This is a genomic window from Streptomyces sp. NPDC018045, assembly GCF_044327445.1.
Lineage (GTDB): Bacteria > Actinomycetota > Actinomycetes > Streptomycetales > Streptomycetaceae > Streptomyces.
The window spans coordinates 20094-37962 of the sequence record NZ_JBIRFL010000022.1 but is presented as its reverse complement, the minus strand read 5'-3'; the positions used below and the strand labels follow the sequence as shown (position 1 = coordinate 37962).

Below are 17869 nucleotides of genomic sequence, written 5' to 3'. Positions count from 1 at the left end.
CGCGAGCGCCCTCCGGGCCACGGTCGCGTCGCGCCCGCTCGTCAGAGCACCCGGACGGCGTGCACGGCGAGGTGCTGGCTCTCGTCGTCCAGACAGTCGCCGGTACGCAGGTCGAAGCGTTGCTTGTACATGGGTGCCGTCACCACCGGGGCTCCGTCGACGGCCCCGTAGATGCCACGGGAGATGACGCCGGCCTTCGATACGGGGTCGGTGTCGGAGACGGCGAAGACCTCTCCGTCCGGGGAGCGGAAGAGCGCGACCGGTTCCGCCGCGGCGCCGACGCGGACCGGTACGCCGCGCCCCGGTTCCAGCTCCTCCAGCAGGCACACCGACTGCCACGCGCCCTCGTGCGTACGGACCTGGACGTGGCCGGGGGCGGCCGGGCCGACGGGGGCGGGGAGGGAGCTGGTGAAGCGCCGTAGCTTCGCCGGGTCCGCCAGGACGGCCTGCCATTCGTCGCGGTACGCCTGCACGTGCCGCTGCATCTGGGTTTCCAGCTCTTCGGCCAGGCCCAGGCGATCGCGCAGGACCACGTCCCGGACGTGCTCGATGCCGCCGTCGATCCGCTCCAGCCAGGTCGCGGTGCGTTCCAGACGTTCCGCGGTACGGATGTAGAACATCAGGAAGCGGTCGATGACACGGATCAGTTCCCGGTCGCCCAGGTCCTGGGCCAGCAGGTCGGCGTGGCGGGGTGTGCTGCCGCCGTTGCCGCCGACGTAGAGGTTCCAGCCCTTCGCGGTGGCGATGACGCCGACGTCCTTGCTCCGGGCCTCGGCGCATTCGCGGACGCAGCCGGACGCCGCCAGCTTGAGTTTGTGCGGGGAACGCAGTCCCCGGTAGCGCAGTTCCAGTTCCACGGCCATGCCGACGGAATCGCGCTGCCCGAAGCGGCACCAGCGGGAGCCGACGCAGGATTTCGCGGTCCGCAGGGACTTGCCGTACGCGTGGCCCGATTCGAGGCCGGCGTCGACCAGTCTGCGCCAGATGTCCGGGAGCTGGTCCACGGTGGCGCCGAACAGGTCGATGCGCTGTCCGCCGGTGAGCTTGGTGTAGAGGCCGAATTCCTGGGCGACCTCGCCGAGCACGACGAGGTGGGCCGGGCTGATCTCGCCGGCCGGCAGGCGGGGCACCACGGAGTAGGTGCCGTCCTTCTGGAGGTTGGCGAGGAAGAGGTCGTTGGTGTCCTGGAGTGCGGCCTGCTCGCCGTCCAGGATGTGGTGCAGCCCCAGTTCCGGTCCGAGGGTGGCGAGGAGCGAGGCGACGGTGGGGCGGCAGACCGCGCAGCCGTGCGGCGGTGTGCCGTCCGGGCCGGGGACGCCGTACTCCCGCGCCAGGCGCGTGAAGCTGTCGATGCCGGCCACCCGGATGATCTCGTACAGTTCCCGGCGGGTCTGCGGGAAGTCGGGGCAGAGCCCGCCCGCCCCGGTCTCGACCCCCTCGGCCGCCAGGTGCGCCTCCGTGATCGAGGCGACGGCGCCCAGGCAGCCGCCGCACTGCGTCCCGGCGCCGGTGCACTTCTGCACGGCGGCCAGGTCGTGGGCCCCGGACCGTACGGCGTCGCGCAGGGCGCCCTTGGTGACGCCGTTGCACGAGCAGATCACCGCGTCGTCGGGGAGCACCGCGGTGGTGTCCGCCGGGCCCGTTTCCCCGGCGGGCAGCAGGAAGGCGGCGGCCGGGCCGGGCAGCCGGGCTCCCACGAGAGGGCGCAGGGTGCCGTACGCGTCCGCGTCCCCGACCAGGATGCCACCCATCAGCTTCCCGTCCGGGCCGAGCACCAGCTTCTTGTAGACGCCGGAGCCGGAGTCGGCCCAGAGCACCGAGCCGCCGGCGTCCGGGGCGAAGGGGTCGCCGAAGGAGGCGACGTCCGCGCCCAGCAGCTTGAGTTTGGTGGAGGTGTCGGCGCCGGTGAAGCTGCCCTGCCCGCCGGCCAGGGTGTCCGCCAGGGCCTCCGCCATCCGGTAACCGGGCGCGACGAGACCGTAGACGTTGCCGTCGGCGGCGCGGGCGCATTCGCCGAGCGCGTAGATCTCCGGCACGGAGGTACGGCACCGGGGGTCGATCACGATGCCGCCGCGGTCCGCGACATCGAGGCCGGCCGTCCTGGCGAGTTCGTCGCGGGGCCGTACGCCCACGGAGAAGACGATGATGTCGGCCGGGACGCTTCCGCCGTCCGACAGCGACAAGCCGCGGACCCGCCCGTCGGCGCCGGTCCACACCTCGGTGATCGCCGCGTCCGTGTGCACCCGGACGCCCATCGCCTCGACGGTGCGGGCCAGGACGTCGGCGCCGCCGGTGTCCACCTGCCCGGGCATCAGCCGTGGCGCGGCCTCCACCACGCTGGTCTCCAGGCCCAGTGAGCGCAGGGCCCCGACCGCCTCCAGGCCCAGCAGCCCGCCGCCCACGACGGCTGCGGTACGGGCACCGCGCGCCGCCTCCTGAATGGCCCGGACGTCCTCGACGGTGCGGTAGACGAAGCATCCGGGCGCGTCCCGGCCGGGAACCGGCGGAACGAAGGCGTACGAGCCGGTGGCCAGCACCAGCGCGTCGTAGTGCCATGCCGCGCCCCTGCGCGTGGTCACCGTGCGGGTGGCGGGGTCGATGGTGGTGGCGGGGTCGCCGAGGCGCAGCGTGATGTCGTGGCGTTCGAGGAAGTCGGGGTCGGCGAGGTTCAGTTCTTCCGGGGTGGTTCCGGTGAACAGGGAGGACAGGTGGACGCGGTCGTAGGCGCGGCGCTCCTCCTCGGCGAGGACGACGACGCGCCACCGCTTGCGGCCGCCCGTGTCGTCCGCGCCGCCCGGGTCGACGGCTGTTTCCGGGCCGGCTGTTCCGTCCGGGCCGGCGAGCGCGTCCCGTACGGCCAGCTCTTCCAGCAGCCGCTGGCCGACCATGCCGTGACCGACGAGAACGAGAGTGGGCCGGTCGGTGGATGACACCATGAGAGCTCTCCTGCCAACTGCTGGGCGACGGGTCGCGTATTTCCGTGTTCCACGACTGCCGCCCGAAGCCCGCGCCTTCTCGGGCCGCAGCGTTTTCAGGCTATGCCCGCTCCGAGCCCGCACCTCGCGCCGAACGGCCCCTTGATCAGGGCCGGTCGTCCCCGTGCGCCCGGGACCAGCGGCGTCTTATCGCGCACGGCAGTCGTCCTTACCGTGACGGTATGTCCCGCCTTTCACCTGTGCTGATAGTCGCCGCTCACGGCAGTCGGGAGGCCAGGGCGCAAAGGGAAACGCATCAATTGCTGGCACGTGTGCGTGCGCTGCGTCCCACGCTGCGGGTGGCAAGCGCGTACTTCGACATCCATCGCCCCACGGTCGACGAAGCCGTGACAACCTTGCGCGGCACGCCGGCGATTGTGGTGCCTCTGTTGCTGGGGGCGGGCTTTCATTTCACCGTGGACCTCCCCACGGTGCTCGGTCCCGCCCGCGCCGCGGAACCCCTGTCTCCCCACCCGCTGCTGACCGAGGCGCTGACGTACCGCCTCCGGGAGGCCGAGTCGCGCGCCGGTTTCACGGCGGACGCCGTGATCCTGGCCGCCGCGGGCTCCCGTCGGCCGGGCGGCAACGACAGGTGCTACGCCACTGCCCGGCACCTGGGCGCGGTCCTGCGGGACCGGCGGCGGGCGGTCGTCCCGGTACGGCCCGCACTGCTGTGTGCCGGCTCCGGCGCCGGCCACGGGGAGGCCCGGTCCTTGGCCCGTACGGCAGCGGACCTGCGCGGTGAGGGCCGTACGCGCATCGCGGTGCTCCCCTACCTGATGGCCACCGGCCGCTTCTCCGACCTCCTCGACACGGAGGCCGGCCGCGCGGGGTGCGGGTGCGCCGCCCGCCCGCTCGGCGCGCAAGACGCCGTGGCGCGCCTCGTTCTCGCCCGGTTCGATGAGGCCCGGCAGCGGGATGGGGCCTTTCCGCCGGTGCCCGATCGGCCCTTCACCGCCGACTCCTGGACGTAGGGCGGCGTCCGCTCGGAGAAGGCCCCCGGCCGCGCGCCGTGGCGACGGCCCCTCGGCTTTGCACCCCCACAGCCCCCGGACCCCGGCCTCCTCCCCCTCCCCACCGAGACGCCCGTCAGCTCATGGCGAAGACGCCTCGTCACAACGGCCTCGCCCGTCAGGAAGGCGCCGCGTGGACCCACTCTCCGGGCATCGGCGGCCTCAACCTCCGCATCATCCTTTGCAAGTGCACCTGGATCTGGCAGACTGCTGCACGGCCCTTCGTGCATCCCCCGTCGCGAAGGGCCATCTCCTTGCCCCGGGCAGTGCTCGCACCGAAGTCCACCGGCCCGCAAGGCCGTCGAGGTCCCTTCGCGGCCTGTACGCCGCGACGATCGGGGCGGCGGGCCCTGGGCTGCCCTCCGGCACCGGCCCCGACCCAGGAGCGCACCTCATGTCCGACCTCGATCCCGCCCCGCGGCACCCGTATCCCGATGCGCTGCGGCCGGACGGAGTACCCGCGCCACATCCCCTGCTCGCGCCGGTGACCGGGTTGCTGGGCACCTGGGCCGGCCGGGGGCGGGGCGAGTACCCGACGCTGGCCGAGGAGTTCACGTACGCGCAGGAGGTGACCTTCAGTCATGACGGGCGCCCCTTCCTCCATTACGAGGCGCGCGCCTGGCTGCTCGACGCGGAGGGCGCTCCGCTGCGGCCGTCGGCCCGGGAGAGCGGCTGGTGGCGGTTGCAGCCCGAGGGGCGGGTGGAAGCCCTGATCACCCAGCCCACCGGGATCGCGGAGATCTCGGTCGGCCGCGCGGACGGCGGCACCGTCGACCTCGCCACCCAAGAGGTGGCGCGCACCCCCACGGCCAAGGAGGTCACCGCGACCCGCCGCCGTTACACCCTGGCCGACGAGGACGCGCTCGACTTCGTCCACGACCTGGCGGCGGTCGGCCACCGGCTGCGACATCACCTCTCGGCACGGCTGCTCCGCAGGCCCGGCGCCTGAAAGCGGCGCGGGCGGCCGCACCGGGCAGCGCGGCGAGCCCGCCCGCACCTGACGCGCAGGCCGCTGCCGTCGGCATCCCGGCAGCGGCTTGGGCCCATCACAACTCCGGCCGGTCGGGGCACAGGCGGTGTCCGGTGCGGCGTCTCTGCCCCGGGGAGCAGGCGTTCTGCCCTCCCGTCCCTTCTCCCGCGCAGGGCGCGGGCCTTAGACAGGGAGCCTGACCTCCGCCGCTCCACGGGTGGGCGGAGAGACGCGCGTACGCTCAGGGTGCGCACCGGGCGGAAGACGCAGGTGCGCGCCGGACGATCTCCTCTGCGCGCGTGCACGCCGACGCCCTCGCCCAGGGCTCGGCCGCCCTGATCACGGCCCCGCCGGAAGCCCCCGACGCCCGGCGCCGGATTACGTAGGGGCCTGGCTACGTAGTTTTCGCCGACGCGGCGATTCCCCTCCCGGCGGCATGGTCGTACCGCAGTCAAGTACCGGTTCCGGACGGATACGGATACGTGGCCGGCGTCGTCGAGGCGCGGGCCGGCGGCCGCCCGCGCTGCTCGGAGGCGGTGGGTGACCGCACCGACGACGAAGACCGGCACCCGGGCCGGCCGCCTGCCGACGGCGGCACGGTGCGTGGCGCGCCGCGTGGCCGTCGCAGACGCGCGGATCACGTCCGGCCGGCCGACGGCTCCCGCCGGAGGCGTGCCGGTGAGACAGAAAAAGGGGAATCGCTTGCTCAGCTCGCTTCCGGCCGCCACAGCATCCGTACCCACCGTGACCCGGGTACGGGTGGCGGTCACCGCACCCGATCCGATCAGCCGCGAGGGGGTCCTCAGCCAGTTGCGCCGGCATCCGGAGGTCGACCTCAGTGCGGACTCCGGTTCCGCCACCGTGGCCGTGCTCGTCGAGGACGTGCTCGACGAGACCGCGCTCGCCCGGCTGCGGCGGGTCGTGCGCAGCGAAGGGGCCCGGGTGGTGCTCGTCGTGGGAACCATCCGGGAGAACGAACTGCTGGACGTCATCGAGTGCGGCGCGGGGGCCATCGTCTGGCGCCGCGAGGCCACCGCGCACCGGCTGGTGCAGGCGGTGCTGACCGCGGCCGAGGGCGGCGGCGACCTGCCCGCCGACCTGCTGGGCCGGCTCATCAGCCAGGTGGGGCGCCTGCACCGGGGCGGCGCCGACCACCCGGGAGCCTTCCTGGGCCTGACGCCACGCGAGGTGGACGTCGTACGGCTGGTGGCCGAGGGGCTCGACACCTCGGAGATCGCCACCAAGCTGTCCTACTCCGAACGCACCGTCAAGAACGTCATGCACGGGCTCACCACCCGCCTGCACCTGCGCAACCGCTCGCACGCGGTGGCGTACGCCCTCCGTGAGGGCTACATCTGACCGGCCGGGTGGCGGAGGCGGCCCCTTGAGGCACGGGCGCTGCCCCGCCGTCGTCCCTGCCGTGCCTGCGCCCCGGGCGGCGCGGGGGCCACGATCGGCGGCAGGGCCGCGAGGAGCCGATGCCGGGAACCGGCAGGGGCGGCCGGCAGGTGGGAGCGCGTAGGTGATTCATGAGGTGGACGAGGTCCTCAAGGGCCTCATCGGCGGCGGGGCACTGGCCGGGGCCGGTATCGACGTGTCCTTCGATGTGCCCACCCGGGACTGGGCGGGCCGGCGCAACGCGCCCGTGGTCAACGCCTACTTGTACGACATCCGGGAAGACGTGGCCCGGCGGCAGCGCGGCCGCACCGCGCTGCGCGACGAGCGGGACATCGTCGTACGCCGCCGTCGCCCGCCGCGCTGGTTCCGGCTCTCCTACCTGGTGACGGCCTGGACGAAGACACCGCAGGACGAACACCGGCTGCTGTCCGCGGTGCTGGCCACGCTGCTGCCGCACGAACTGCTCCCCGTCGGGGAACTGCCGGAGCCGCTCGGGCGCCTCGGGCTGGCGGTGCCGGTGACGGTGGGCGGCAGCCAGCCGGAGGCCCGTTCCCTCGCCGACATCTGGTCCGCGCTGGGCGGTGAACTCAAGCCCTCCCTGGACGTCGCGCTGACCGTGCCGTTCCCGGCGTTCCCCGACTACGACGCGGGGCCCCCGGTCACGGAGGGCGCGACGGTCCGGCTGCGCGGTGCCGACGGCGGCCCGCCCCGGTCGCAGGAGCGCGCCCACCGGCCCCATCAGGTCGCGGCAGCCCGCGCCGCACACGAGCAGGCGGCGGCCCGCCGCAGGGAACGGACATGAACGCCTCGCCCATGGAAGACCTGCTGTCCACGGCCACCGGGCCCGGGGGCGCCGGTCCGGCGCGCGCCCTGCTCGACCGGCTGGCCGGGCTGCGGCACGCGGTGACCGCGCTGGTCGAACACCGTTCCGCCGGCGACCCCACCGCGCACGACCCGCTGCGCGGTCTGTACGTGTCCGAGGAAGCCGTGGGCCATCTGCTGCGCACCTGGCCGCGTACGGTGCGGGAGGCGGACGTACGGCCGGGCGCGCCGACGGGGTGGCCGGAGGACGCCGACGACCGGCTGGCCCGGACGGCCGCCGGGCTGCGGCTGACCGAGCTGGACACGGCCGTGGTCCTCATCGCCCTCGCGCCCGACCTCGACCGCACCTTCGAGCCGCTCTACGGCTATCTCAACGACGACGTGAGCCGGCGCCGCGCCACCGTGGGACTCGCCCTCGATCTGTGCGGAGCGCCCGCGCACCTGCCGGAGGCCCGCGCCCGGTTCCATCCCTCGGCGCCGCTGCGCGCGCTCGGTCTGCTGGCCGTCGAGGAGGCGGACCGGCCGCTGCTCACCCGCTCGTTGTCCGTGCCCGACCGACTCACCGCGCACTTGCTGGGTGACGACACCCCGGATGCCGCGCTCCTCGGCCACCTGCGTCCGATGCCGGACCCGCTGCCCGCCGCAGCGCGCGACGAGAGCTTCGTCCGACGGCTGGCCGCCTGTCTCGGCGGCGCGCCGTTCACCGCCTATCTGCGGGAACACCGTACGGGTGACGCCTTGGCCACCCTCGCGTCCGCGCTGCGCGAGGCGGGCGTCGACGCGCTGCGGTTCGCCGGTCCCCCGGACCGCGTACCGGAGCTGTTGCGGGAGGCCCGGCTGACCGGCCGGGCGGTCGTGGTGTGCGGTCTGCCCGAGCAACCGGGCGCGATGGTGGCCGAGTTGGCGGCGGCCACCGATGTGCCGGTGCTGCTGGCCGACTCCCGTCCGTACGATCCGCAGTGGTCCCCGCACGATCCGCTGGCGCTCCAGGCTCCCCGGCTGCCGGCCGGGGGGACGGCTGCCTGGCGGACCGCGCTGGGGCCGGCGGCGGACGGCTTCGACCTGGCCGCCACCGTGGCCCCGTACCACCTCGGCGGGGACCGCATCACCCGCGCGGCACGTGCCGCGACGGCGCTCGCCGCCTTCGACGGGACGGAACTCACCGCCGAACACGTACGGCTCGCCGCCCGGCAGCAGTCGGCCTCGGGACTCGAACGGCACGCCCGCCGGATCCGGCCCGCGGTGGACTGGCGTGACCTCGTCCTGCCCGACGGGCCCCTCGCCCAGTTGCGCGAACTCGCCCTGCGCGCCCGCCACCGCGACCGGGTGCTCGGCGACTGGCGGCTTAGCGCCGGCGGCGGCCGCGGCCACGGCGTCCTCGGCCTCTTCGCGGGCGAGTCCGGCACCGGCAAGACGCTGTCCGCGGAGGTGATCGCCGCTGACCTGGGAGTGGACCTGTACATGGTCCAACTGTCCTCGATCGTGGACAAGTACGTCGGCGAGACCGAGAAGAACCTCGAACGGATCTTCACGGAGGCCGACCGTACGGACGCCGTGCTCCTCTTCGACGAAGCCGACGCCGTCTTCGGCAAGCGCTCGGAGGTCAAGGACTCCCACGACCGGTACGCCAACATGGAGAGCGCCTACCTGCTGCAACGTCTGGAGTCCTTCGACGGCATCGCCCTGCTGACCACCAACCTGCGGGCCAACATCGACGACGCGTTCACCCGCCGCCTCGATCTGGTGATCGACTTCCCCTTCCCGGACGCCGGGCAGCGGCTCGCGCTGTGGCGGCACGGCCTGTCGCACGTACCCCGTGTCGCCGACCTCGACATCGACGCCCTGGCCCGGGACTTCGAGCTGGCGGGCGGCTCGATCCGCAGCGCGGTGGTCACCGCCGCCTACCTCGCGGCCGGGCGGGACGAGCCGGTCGCGGCGGGCGACCTGTGGGAAGGCGCCCGCCGCGAATACCGCAAGGCGGGGCGGCTGGTGCCGGGCGACACGAGCTGGTGACAGCGTGGCCTCGCCCGGCCTTCCGGCCGCCCCGTGGTCACACGGTGAAACGGACCGCCTCCATCTGGAGCTTCAACTCCATCGGGCTGCCGCCGTACTTCCACTTGCCGGGGTCGGTGCAGCCCTGGCCCATCCAGTGCCGGTCCTTCACGTAGGCGTCGTGGCAGACGAAGCCGTCGAAGACCTGGAGGGTGAATCCCTGCAAGGGGGAGTCAGCGCTCTCGGTGCTGCCGAGGACCATGTCCTCCTCGTCGGCCGCCTTCTCCCACGTATCGCCTTCCCGCCAGCCCTCGACCACGTAGGCTCCTGCGCCGGTGACGCCGTTGGTGCCGGACACCGCGATGTTGAGAGCCTTGATGGGCTCGCCCTTGCCCACCGTGCCGGCCTCGGCCCCGTCGCACACCGCGTCCTGCCAGCCGTCGCCGACGTAGGCGCGGTAGCAGATGTGGCGGCCCTCGCTGCGGGCGGCCAGCGCGCGCACCGCGGTGGCCGCGGTCTCCTCCGGCGGCTCCTTCGCGGGCTCACCGCCTCCGCCGCCACCGTCGCCCTTCGGCTTCTCCTGCCCGCCCTTGTCGGGCTTCCCGGACGGTTCGCCCGCCTTCTCGTCGGGCTTGGGGGGCGGACTGCTGATCGGTGCGGACGGACGGGGCGGCGCGAGCTGACCGGCCTTCTCGGGCTTCTCCCTCGCCACACTCTGCACCTGCGGCCGGTACGCCAGCCAGATCGTCACGAACGCGATCGTCAGCGCGAGCAGCAGACCGAAGGTGGTGGCCAGCCAGCCCGGCAGGACGCCGCGCTGCACGAAGGTGCCGTTCACCTCCAGCGGCTCGGTGCCGGAGCGCCGCAGGGTCAGCGCGTACGGCTGCTCCTGCTTGGAGCCGAACCAGGTGATCTGCCGGGGCCGCAGCGTCGTGTTCACGAAGGCGGCCCGGCCCGGCTCGATCTGGACGTTGCCCGGCTGGAGGTCGTACGACAGCCGGTCGCCGGCGTCCTTGCCGCTGAGCGAGCCGGTGACCTTGGTGTTGCCGAGGTTGTCCACGGCCAGTCGCGGCCGCCCCCGGAACCGCCCCTTCACCGTCGGCGGCACCAGCTCGGCGCGCACCTCGGTGAAGGGGGTGATGGTGAGGTTGCCCTCGGGAACGGTGACGGCGTCCGGGTGTTCCGTCGGCGTGACCCGCACCGCGTACGGATTCGGTCCTGCGGTCGCGTCCGGCGTACGCGGTGGCGCGAACGTCAGCTCCGCCGTGCCGGTCGTTCCCGGGTAGAGCCGCAGCACCCGCGGCTCCACCGTGATCCACGGGGCGAGATCACCGACCGGTTCGAAGCGGTACTCGTCGACGATGTCCCCGGTGTTGCGCACCCGCAGCCGCACCGTGGTGCTGCTGCCGGGCTCGACGGTCGCGGAGGCGGGTTCCAAAGAAGTCCAAGGGCTCACGCCACGACGCTAGGAGAGACCGCCGGTACCGTCAGGAGCCCTCCGGGCAGACCCGGTTGCCCGCACGGGCGGTGACGTGTGCCCCGGCCCGCGACACGGCACCCCGGCCCCCGGAGCCACCACCGTCCACCCCGGCCGGGCCGACCGGCGCGGCTGCCGGGCGCCGCCCACCGAGGTGCGGCAGGCCGCGCACCGCGGAGGCACGGCACCACGCCCTTGGGGGCAGCGGCAGTGCCCGGGGCCCGGCACCCGGGGACGTTTCGGCGGCGCGGCGCGCACGGCGAAGGTGGGGACGTCCCGTCTCGTACCCCGAGGAGAGCAGAGCATGCCGTCCTACCTGTCACCCGGCGTCTACGTCGAGGAGGTGGCCAGCGGGTCGCGTCCGATCGAGGGGGTGGGCACCTCCGTGGCGGCCTTCGTCGGGCTCGCGCCGGCCGGGCCCCTGAACGAGCCCACGCTGGTGACCAATTGGACCCAGTACGTCGCCTCCTTCGGTGACTTCACCGACGGGTACTACCTCGCCCACTCCGTCTACGGGTTCTTCAACAACGGTGGCTCCGCCGCGTACGTGGTGCGGGTCGGCGGTTGTGCCGAGGGCGCCTCCGGGAACGGCGAGGGCCCCGCCGGGATGACCGGCGCGGCCCGTACGGCCGAGCTGCCCGCCGCCGAGCCGAAGCAGCTCGGCGCGTTCTCCGTGGCGGCCATCGCCCAGGGCACGGCCGGGCCCCTGACCGTGGAGGTCGCCGATCCCGAGGGGGAAGGCCCCGCGGAACGTTTCAAGCTGATCGTCAAGGACGGCGACAAGCCCGTCGAGACGTTCGACGTGAGCGCCAAGAAGAGCAACCGGTCCTACATCGTCAACCAGGTCAAGGAGCGCTCCAAGCTCATCACCGTGACGGAGACCGCGTCGGCGGCCCAGCTCACCCGCCCGGAGAACCAGACCGTCACCCTGGCCGCGCCGCCTGCCCCGGCTCCCGCGCCCCCGGCCACCCGGCAGGACACCACCGCGAACCCCGGCCCGGCCCAGTACCTCGGCGACTCCGCGGACCGCACCGGCTTCGGCGGCCTGGAGGCCATCGACCAGGTGTCCATGGTGGCCGTGCCCGACCTCATGGCCGCCTACCAGCGGGGAGCGATCGACCTGGAGGCCGTCAAGGCCGTGCAGCTCGGGCTCATCGCGCACTGCGAGCTGATGGGCGACCGGGTGGCGGTCATCGACCCGCCGCCCGGCCTGAACGCCCAGCAGATACGGGTGTGGCGCCAGGAGACGGCGGGCTACGACTCCAAGTACGCCGCTCTCTACTACCCCTGGCTGAAGTCCTTCGACCCGGCGACGGGCCAGGCCCGCATGGTCCCGCCCAGCGGCCATGTCGCCGGCATCTGGGCCCGCAACGACTCCGAGCGCGGTGTGCACAAGGCCCCCGCCAACGAGGTCGTACGCGGCGCCGTCGACCTGGAGCTCCAGATCACCCGCGGTGAACAGGACCTGCTCAACCCCGTCGGCGTCAACTGCATCCGGGCCTTCCCCGGCCGGGGCGTCCGCGTCTGGGGAGCCCGCACCCTCTCCTCCGACCCCGAGTGGCGCTACCTGAACATCCGCCGGTACTTCAACTACCTGGAGGAGTCGATCCTGATCGGCACCCAGTGGGTGGTGTTCGAGCCGAACGACCACGCGCTGTGGGCCCGCATCCGGCGCAACATCTCGGCGTTCCTGGTCACCGAGTGGCGCAGCGGCGCGCTCTTCGGCCAGCGGCCCCAGGAGGCCTACTACGTCAAGTGCGACGAGGAGACCAACCCGCCGGAGTCGGTCGACCTGGGGCGGGTCGTGTGCGAGATCGGTGTCGCCCCCGTCAAACCCGCGGAGTTCGTGATCTTCCGGTTGTCGCAGTTCTCCAGCGGCAGCGGTGAGTTGGAGGAGTAGGCCGTCCGGCGCCGCCCTCAGCCCCCGTACCCACCGTCCAAGAAGCCCAGAAAGACAGCGAACCCATGGCTCTCATGCAGGGTGACTCCCTCACCTCACACAATTTCGGCCTCCAGATCGACGGTGTGATGGTCGAGTACCTCTCGGAGGTCAGCGGCCTCACCATCGAACAGGACGTCATCGTCAGCCCGCAGAACACCGCACAGGGCAAGGTCGACATCAACATCCTGCCGGGCGTGCAGAAGAACGGGCAGTGCACCGTGGTGCGCGGCATGACCCAGTCGTCCTCGTTCACCCAGTGGATCAACGACTCGATCAACGGCCGGATGAGCACGGCCCGCAAGAACGCCTCCATCATCATGATGGATTACGAGGACAACCCGGTGAAGCGGTACAACCTGCGCAACGCCTGGTGCAGCAAGATCGACGCCAGCACCCTGAAGGCCGGCGAGGCCTCCGTGCTCAGCGAGACCGTGACCATCGTCTTCGAAGAACTGGTCATCGAATAATGCGGCGCACGGCTGCCGGTGCGCCGGGCGCGGGCACGGCCGCGCCGGCGCCACCGGCTCCTCGGACAGCGGCGGCGGGAGCGGAGGCCCCCTCTCCGCCCCCCGCCGCCGCTCCGGCCGACGCGGCCTCCCGCGCCCTGCGCACCGAGTTCCCGTTCCAACTGCCGCGTGGATATGTCGACGAGGCGGGCACCGTGCACCGGGACGGCGTGATGCGCCTGTCGACGGCACGGGACGAACTCGTCCCGCTGCGCGACGTCCGGGTCCAGGAGAACCCCGCGTACCTGTCGGTGGTCCTCCTCGGCCGGGTCATCACGCGCCTGGGCACGCTGGCCATGGTGCACGACGGGATCGTGGAGAACATGTTCGCGTCCGACCTCGCGTTCCTCCAGGACTTCTACCGCCAGATCAACGCCGAGGGCCACACCCGTGCCGCGGTGGACTGTCCGCACTGCTCCGAGCCGTTCGAGGTGGAACTCGGCGGGAGCCGCCTGGGGGAATCGTGACGTACGCGACCGACCGACTGCACGAGGAGATCGCGTACGTCGCCTACCACTTCCACTGGGACCTGGAGACGATCCTGGATCTGGAGCACCACGACCGCCGCGGTTACACGGACCGGATCGCGTCCTTCGTGGCGCGCGCCGGGGTGGAGGACTGAGCCATGGGATTCCTGGACCGGCTGCGGGGCCGGAGGGGTCGTGACAGTGGTGGCGACGCGGCGGAGGCCCGGCACTCTTCTGACGGTGAACGGGGTGGGGACGGCGTCGGCGTCGGCGGGGGACCACCGGTGACCGGTGGCGTGCCCGGCGGTACGGCATCCGTGACCGCCTGGCGAACGCTGCCGTCCATTCAGCGGTCCGTGGCCGACGGCCGGGCCGAAGTCGCGGACGCCGGGTTCGGCAAGCGGCTGCCGACGTGGCAGAACCCTTCCTTCATGGGTGCGCCGCCCCGCCTCGCCGTCCTCGCCACCGCTCCCGGCAGCCTGCTTTCGGGGCCGATGACCGACACGGCCCGGCCGGTGACCGGGCTGGAACGGCCGTCGAACACGCTGTCCTGGACGCCGGCGGCACCGGAGCAGGAGGTGGCGGCGGTGCAGCGGGTGCCGGTGGCGCCGCTGCGGGCGGTGCCACCGGTGATGGCGGCGTCGGATTCCTCTGCGGGGGCTGATGAGGCCGGCGGGGCTGGCGTGAGTATGAAGTCTTCCGGGGCTGCCGGGTCTGACGTTTCGGCCCCGCGGCCTCCGTCGGCCCGGCCCTCCGCCGGTGCGCACCGGCCTGCGCCTGCTGCCAGGCCCCGGGCGGTCGCGGCGGCTTCGCGCCCGGCGTCCACTCCGGCCGCCGGGGCCACTGCTGGTGCGCAGGGGGGCACGGGTACGACTGGTGCCAGGGGTGATCTGGATACGGCTGGCACTAAGGGGGATACAAATACGGCTGGTGTTCAGGGGAATTCGGGCACGGCTGGTACTCGGGGGAATTCGGGCACGGCAGCGGGCGAGTCGGCCGTCCTGGAGGCGCCGACGACGCGGGAGCGTCCGCCGGTTGCCGTGGTCCAGCGGACGCGCTCGGCCACACCACCGGCTTCGGCCGCACCGGCCGCCGCGTCCGCGTCTTCGACACCTCGGAATGCCCACGTACCTGCCCCGCTCCCGGCGCGCGGGGTTCGTGTGACCCCCAGCCTGCCTGTCCCGTCCGCCCCGGGCCGGACGCCCCTGATCAAGGCGCCGGCCGGGCGGGGGGTCGTACAGCGGCGGATCCTGCCGGTGGCGCGGCAGGACTTCGCGCCTGTGGGGAGCACGGTTACGGCTGCCAGGGACAGGGTTACGGCTGCCAGGGGCACAGGTACGGCTACGGAAGCCCCGGGGGCGCAGGTGTGCACCGCCAAGGCCGCACGGGAATCCGGCGGTGATCCCGGCGAGTCAGGGGTCGCGGCACCGGTCGAGGACGGCCGAGGGGATGATGGCGCGGCTGCCCCTCGCCGTCCCCTCAATCGCCGCACGCCGTCGACGAAGGACGCGCAGGCCGGTCCGCCCATGCCCGGCGGAGCGCCGACAGCGCAGGGACGGACAGCGCCTGGGCGAGCGGAGGCCGGCACCGCCGTACAGCGGTCGGCCGTCCACCGCGACCGCGCACCGGCAGCGCCCGGCGCCGACGCGGCATCCGGCCCACGTGACGGAGCGGCCGCACCTCGCGGTGACGCCGCTTCCCCGGGCCCGGCACGCGACAGGAGCGACAACGCGACCGGTGCCCTTCCCTCGACCGGCGATGCGCACGGCCATCGCGGAACGGCTCCTCCTGGTACGGCGATCCCCGGTACGGCTGCCTCCGGTACGGCGGCTCCCAGCGCTGCGCCCCTTGGCACGCCCGCTTCCGACCCGGTCCGCGTACAGCGGGCCACGGTGCAGGGCGACGCCGTAGCGTCCGCCCCCGGCAGCGCGCCCGACGAGGCGGTGTCCCCCATCACGCGGGCCGCCGGTTCCGCCGACGCGACGCCTGCGACGTCGCCCGGCCATGACGGCACCGCCCGAACGTCGCCGGGGTCGGCTCCGAACCCGCTCCAGTCTTCTGTCACCCGGCGCGTAACCGAACCGGCCGGCCCTGCCATTACGGCGGAACGTGGCCCGACGGCCGGTCTGCCGACAGGACCGGCACAGAGCGCACGCCGTACCGATCCGGCGCCCGCTCCGCGTGGCCCCAGCGCCGGCACCTCGGCCGTTCCGCCGCGCGCACTCTCCCGGGGACGGGACGCCGCGACGGCCCGGCCCATCACCCCCTCAGGGCAGACACCCGCCACTCACCAGGTCACAGGCGTCGGATCGGCCGAAAACACCCAGCCGGCAGCCGCGCCGTCCTCACCCTCACCCTCACCCTCACCCTCACCCTCACCCTCACCCTCACCGGCAGAAACTACCCCTGTTCAGCGGGCCCTTCGAGGCAGGCAATCACCCCCGGCTGCCGCCGTACCCTCTGCACCCTCTGCACCCTCTGCACCCTCCGGAAGCTCGGGAAGTGCGGGGAGCCCCGGAACCCCTGAAAGCCCCACAAACCCGCGAAGTTCGGGTAGTTCGGAAAGCACAGGTATTCAGCGCGACGTCACCCGTCATGTCACCAGGACCGGCCTCGGCGCACCGGTCTCATCGGCGCCCGCGCCCGCAGCGCTGTCCACCGTGCGCCGGACTTCTCCGCCCCAGCCTCCCTCATCCCATCCCACCGCCCCCGCGCGCCCACACACCGTGACGGCGCTGCCGGGCAGCACGCCGAGGACGCCCAGGAGCCTCGCGCAGCCCGCCGCCCCACCCCACCCCCAGTCGGACTCCACCTCATCGGACCCCACTCCAGCAGCCCCCACCCCGCCGAACCACGTACCCGCCGCCGGCTCCGGCCCCACCCCCATCTCGCGTTCCGCGCTGACGACGCCCCAGGGCCAGAGCGCTCCGGCAGCCACCGCACGACGCCGTTCCCCGCTGGGCGCCCCGGTCACCAGTGCGCCCGCGGACGCAACACCGCTGGTCAGGACCTCGGTTCAGCGTGCCGTCGACCCGCCGACCGCCGGGTTCCCGGCCCGCGCGGTGGCCGCGCCCGCTCCGGCGCCCCTCCCCGCACCTCCGGCCGCGAACCTTCCGGCCGCCTCGGGGCCTCCGACACCCTCCACCCCGCGGCCTCCGGCGCCCTCCGCCCCCTCCCCCGTCACCGTCCAGCGTCGTACCGCGCCCCCCAAGGGCGTACCGCCGCACCGCCCCGCCCCGCGCGACGCCACCACCGCTCCCCGCCCGCTCCCCGTGGCCTCTTTCGCCTCGTCCCCGGTGCAGCGGCCGCTCCCGCGCACTCCCGGAACCGGCGGCGCCCCTGCCGCGCCCCCCGTCACCGTCCAGCGTGTCCCCAACTCGGCCACCGGGACGCTCGCCGCCCCCACGACCGCGGCCACGGTGGCGGACACGCCGCGCCCAGTCCGGCCTTCGCGCCGCTCGGCGGCCCCCGGCCAGCCCCCGACTCCGTACGCCCCCCCTCCCCCGCACCCCTCCCGTCCTCAGTACGGCCCACCCTCTTCATACGAACAGTCCCCTTCGTACGAACAGCCGCCGGGGAGCCAGCGACCGAGGAACCAGCAACCGGGAAGCCGGCAACCGGGGAGCCACTCCCCGCCCGCCTACTCGGAAACCCCTGCCGGCGGTTTCGACCCGCACGGCCTCACCGACTTCCAGCTCGACGAGCTGGTGCACCGGATCATCGGCCGCGTCACCCGGCTGATCCGTACCGAACTGCGGCTGGACCGCGAACGGATCGGCAGGCTCCGCGACCCCCGCCAGTGACCGACCGCCCCCGACCCGCCGACCGACCGCCGCCGCACCGCCGAAAGAAAGGCCCTCCGCGATGTCCCGCCAGGACCCGGGTTCCGCCCTCTGGTTCACCCTCTCCATCGACGGCGAGAGCCTCGGCTACTTCAACGGGTGCGACGGACTGTCGTCGCAGGTGGAGACGGAGCAGCGGCAGGAGGGCGGCAACAACGGCTTCGTCTGGCGGCTGCCGACCCGGGTCACCTTCTCCACCATCCGGCTGACCCGTCCGCTCACTCCGGACACCACGAAGGTCGCCAAGTGGATCTCGTCCGTGCAGACGGGCATCGAGCGGCCCACCGCGCAGATCACGGCGTTGCGCGCGGACGGCTCGGAGGTCGCGCGCTGGGGCCTGATCGACGTGCTGCCCGTGAGCTGGCAGGGGCCCGCCCTCGACCCGGCCAGTCCGGCCGTCGCCACCGAGGTCCTGGAGATCGCCCATCACGGATTCACCGACTGACGGCCACTGATCGAGGAGCG

General features: G+C 73.4%; 12 protein-coding genes. 10 read left to right on the top strand and 2 right to left on the bottom strand.

Annotation, left to right across the window (positions count from 1 at the left end; all coding sequences use genetic code 11):
• Positions 1-41 precede the first annotated feature (41 nt).
• Positions 42-2936, bottom strand: a complete 2895-nt coding sequence (gene nirB / locus ACH4EB_RS31010; RefSeq protein WP_398351368.1) for a nitrite reductase large subunit NirB — start codon at positions 2934-2936, stop codon at positions 42-44.
• A gap of 221 nt (positions 2937-3157) precedes the next feature.
• Between nirB and ACH4EB_RS31005 the strand changes: the two genes are divergently transcribed.
• From ACH4EB_RS31005 to ACH4EB_RS30985, 5 genes are all read left to right on the top strand, one after another.
• Positions 3158-3949, top strand: a complete 792-nt coding sequence (locus tag ACH4EB_RS31005) for a sirohydrochlorin chelatase (protein WP_398351366.1) — start codon at positions 3158-3160, stop codon at positions 3947-3949.
• A gap of 433 nt (positions 3950-4382) precedes the next feature.
• Entirely contained in the window at positions 4383-4937 is a 555-nt protein-coding gene (locus tag ACH4EB_RS31000; RefSeq protein ID WP_398351365.1) for an FABP family protein, read from the top strand.
• 723 nt (positions 4938-5660) lie between these two features.
• Positions 5661-6317: a LuxR C-terminal-related transcriptional regulator gene (locus ACH4EB_RS30995; RefSeq protein WP_398351363.1), complete on the top strand. Its 657-nt coding sequence runs from the start codon at positions 5661-5663 to the stop codon at positions 6315-6317.
• Between the two features lie 163 nt (positions 6318-6480).
• Positions 6481-7158 (top strand): DUF4255 domain-containing protein, encoded by a 678-nt coding sequence (locus ACH4EB_RS30990; RefSeq protein ID WP_398351361.1) that lies wholly within the window; start codon positions 6481-6483, stop codon positions 7156-7158.
• Complete coding sequence (locus tag ACH4EB_RS30985) at positions 7155-9191, top strand: ATP-binding protein (RefSeq protein WP_398351359.1); 2037 nt, start codon at positions 7155-7157, stop codon at positions 9189-9191. Before ACH4EB_RS30990 ends, ACH4EB_RS30985 begins: the two co-directional genes overlap by 4 nt.
• 37 nt (positions 9192-9228) lie before the next feature.
• Here ACH4EB_RS30985 and ACH4EB_RS30980 read toward each other — a convergent pair whose 3' ends face one another.
• Positions 9229-10626: a hydrolase gene (locus tag ACH4EB_RS30980; RefSeq protein ID WP_398351358.1), complete on the bottom strand. Its 1398-nt coding sequence runs from the start codon at positions 10624-10626 to the stop codon at positions 9229-9231.
• Between the two features lie 325 nt (positions 10627-10951).
• On the opposite strand from ACH4EB_RS30980, the gene ACH4EB_RS30975 reads away from it, so the two are divergent.
• From ACH4EB_RS30975 to ACH4EB_RS30955, 5 genes are all read left to right on the top strand, one after another.
• Positions 10952-12547 (top strand): phage tail sheath subtilisin-like domain-containing protein, encoded by a 1596-nt coding sequence (locus ACH4EB_RS30975; RefSeq protein ID WP_398351357.1) that lies wholly within the window; start codon positions 10952-10954, stop codon positions 12545-12547.
• A 65-nt stretch (positions 12548-12612) separates the two neighbouring features.
• Positions 12613-13056 (top strand): phage tail protein, encoded by a 444-nt coding sequence (locus ACH4EB_RS30970; protein WP_398351356.1) that lies wholly within the window; start codon positions 12613-12615, stop codon positions 13054-13056.
• Positions 13056-13562, top strand: a complete 507-nt coding sequence (locus ACH4EB_RS30965; RefSeq protein ID WP_398351355.1) for a hypothetical protein — start codon at positions 13056-13058, stop codon at positions 13560-13562. Before ACH4EB_RS30970 ends, ACH4EB_RS30965 begins: the two co-directional genes overlap by 1 nt.
• Complete coding sequence (locus ACH4EB_RS30960) at positions 13559-13717, top strand: DUF6760 family protein (protein WP_398351354.1); 159 nt, start codon at positions 13559-13561, stop codon at positions 13715-13717. Before ACH4EB_RS30965 ends, ACH4EB_RS30960 begins: the two co-directional genes overlap by 4 nt.
• A gap of 3709 nt (positions 13718-17426) precedes the next feature.
• Positions 17427-17849, top strand: a complete 423-nt coding sequence (locus ACH4EB_RS30955) for a phage tail protein (protein ID WP_398351353.1) — start codon at positions 17427-17429, stop codon at positions 17847-17849.
• Positions 17850-17869 lie beyond the last annotated feature (20 nt).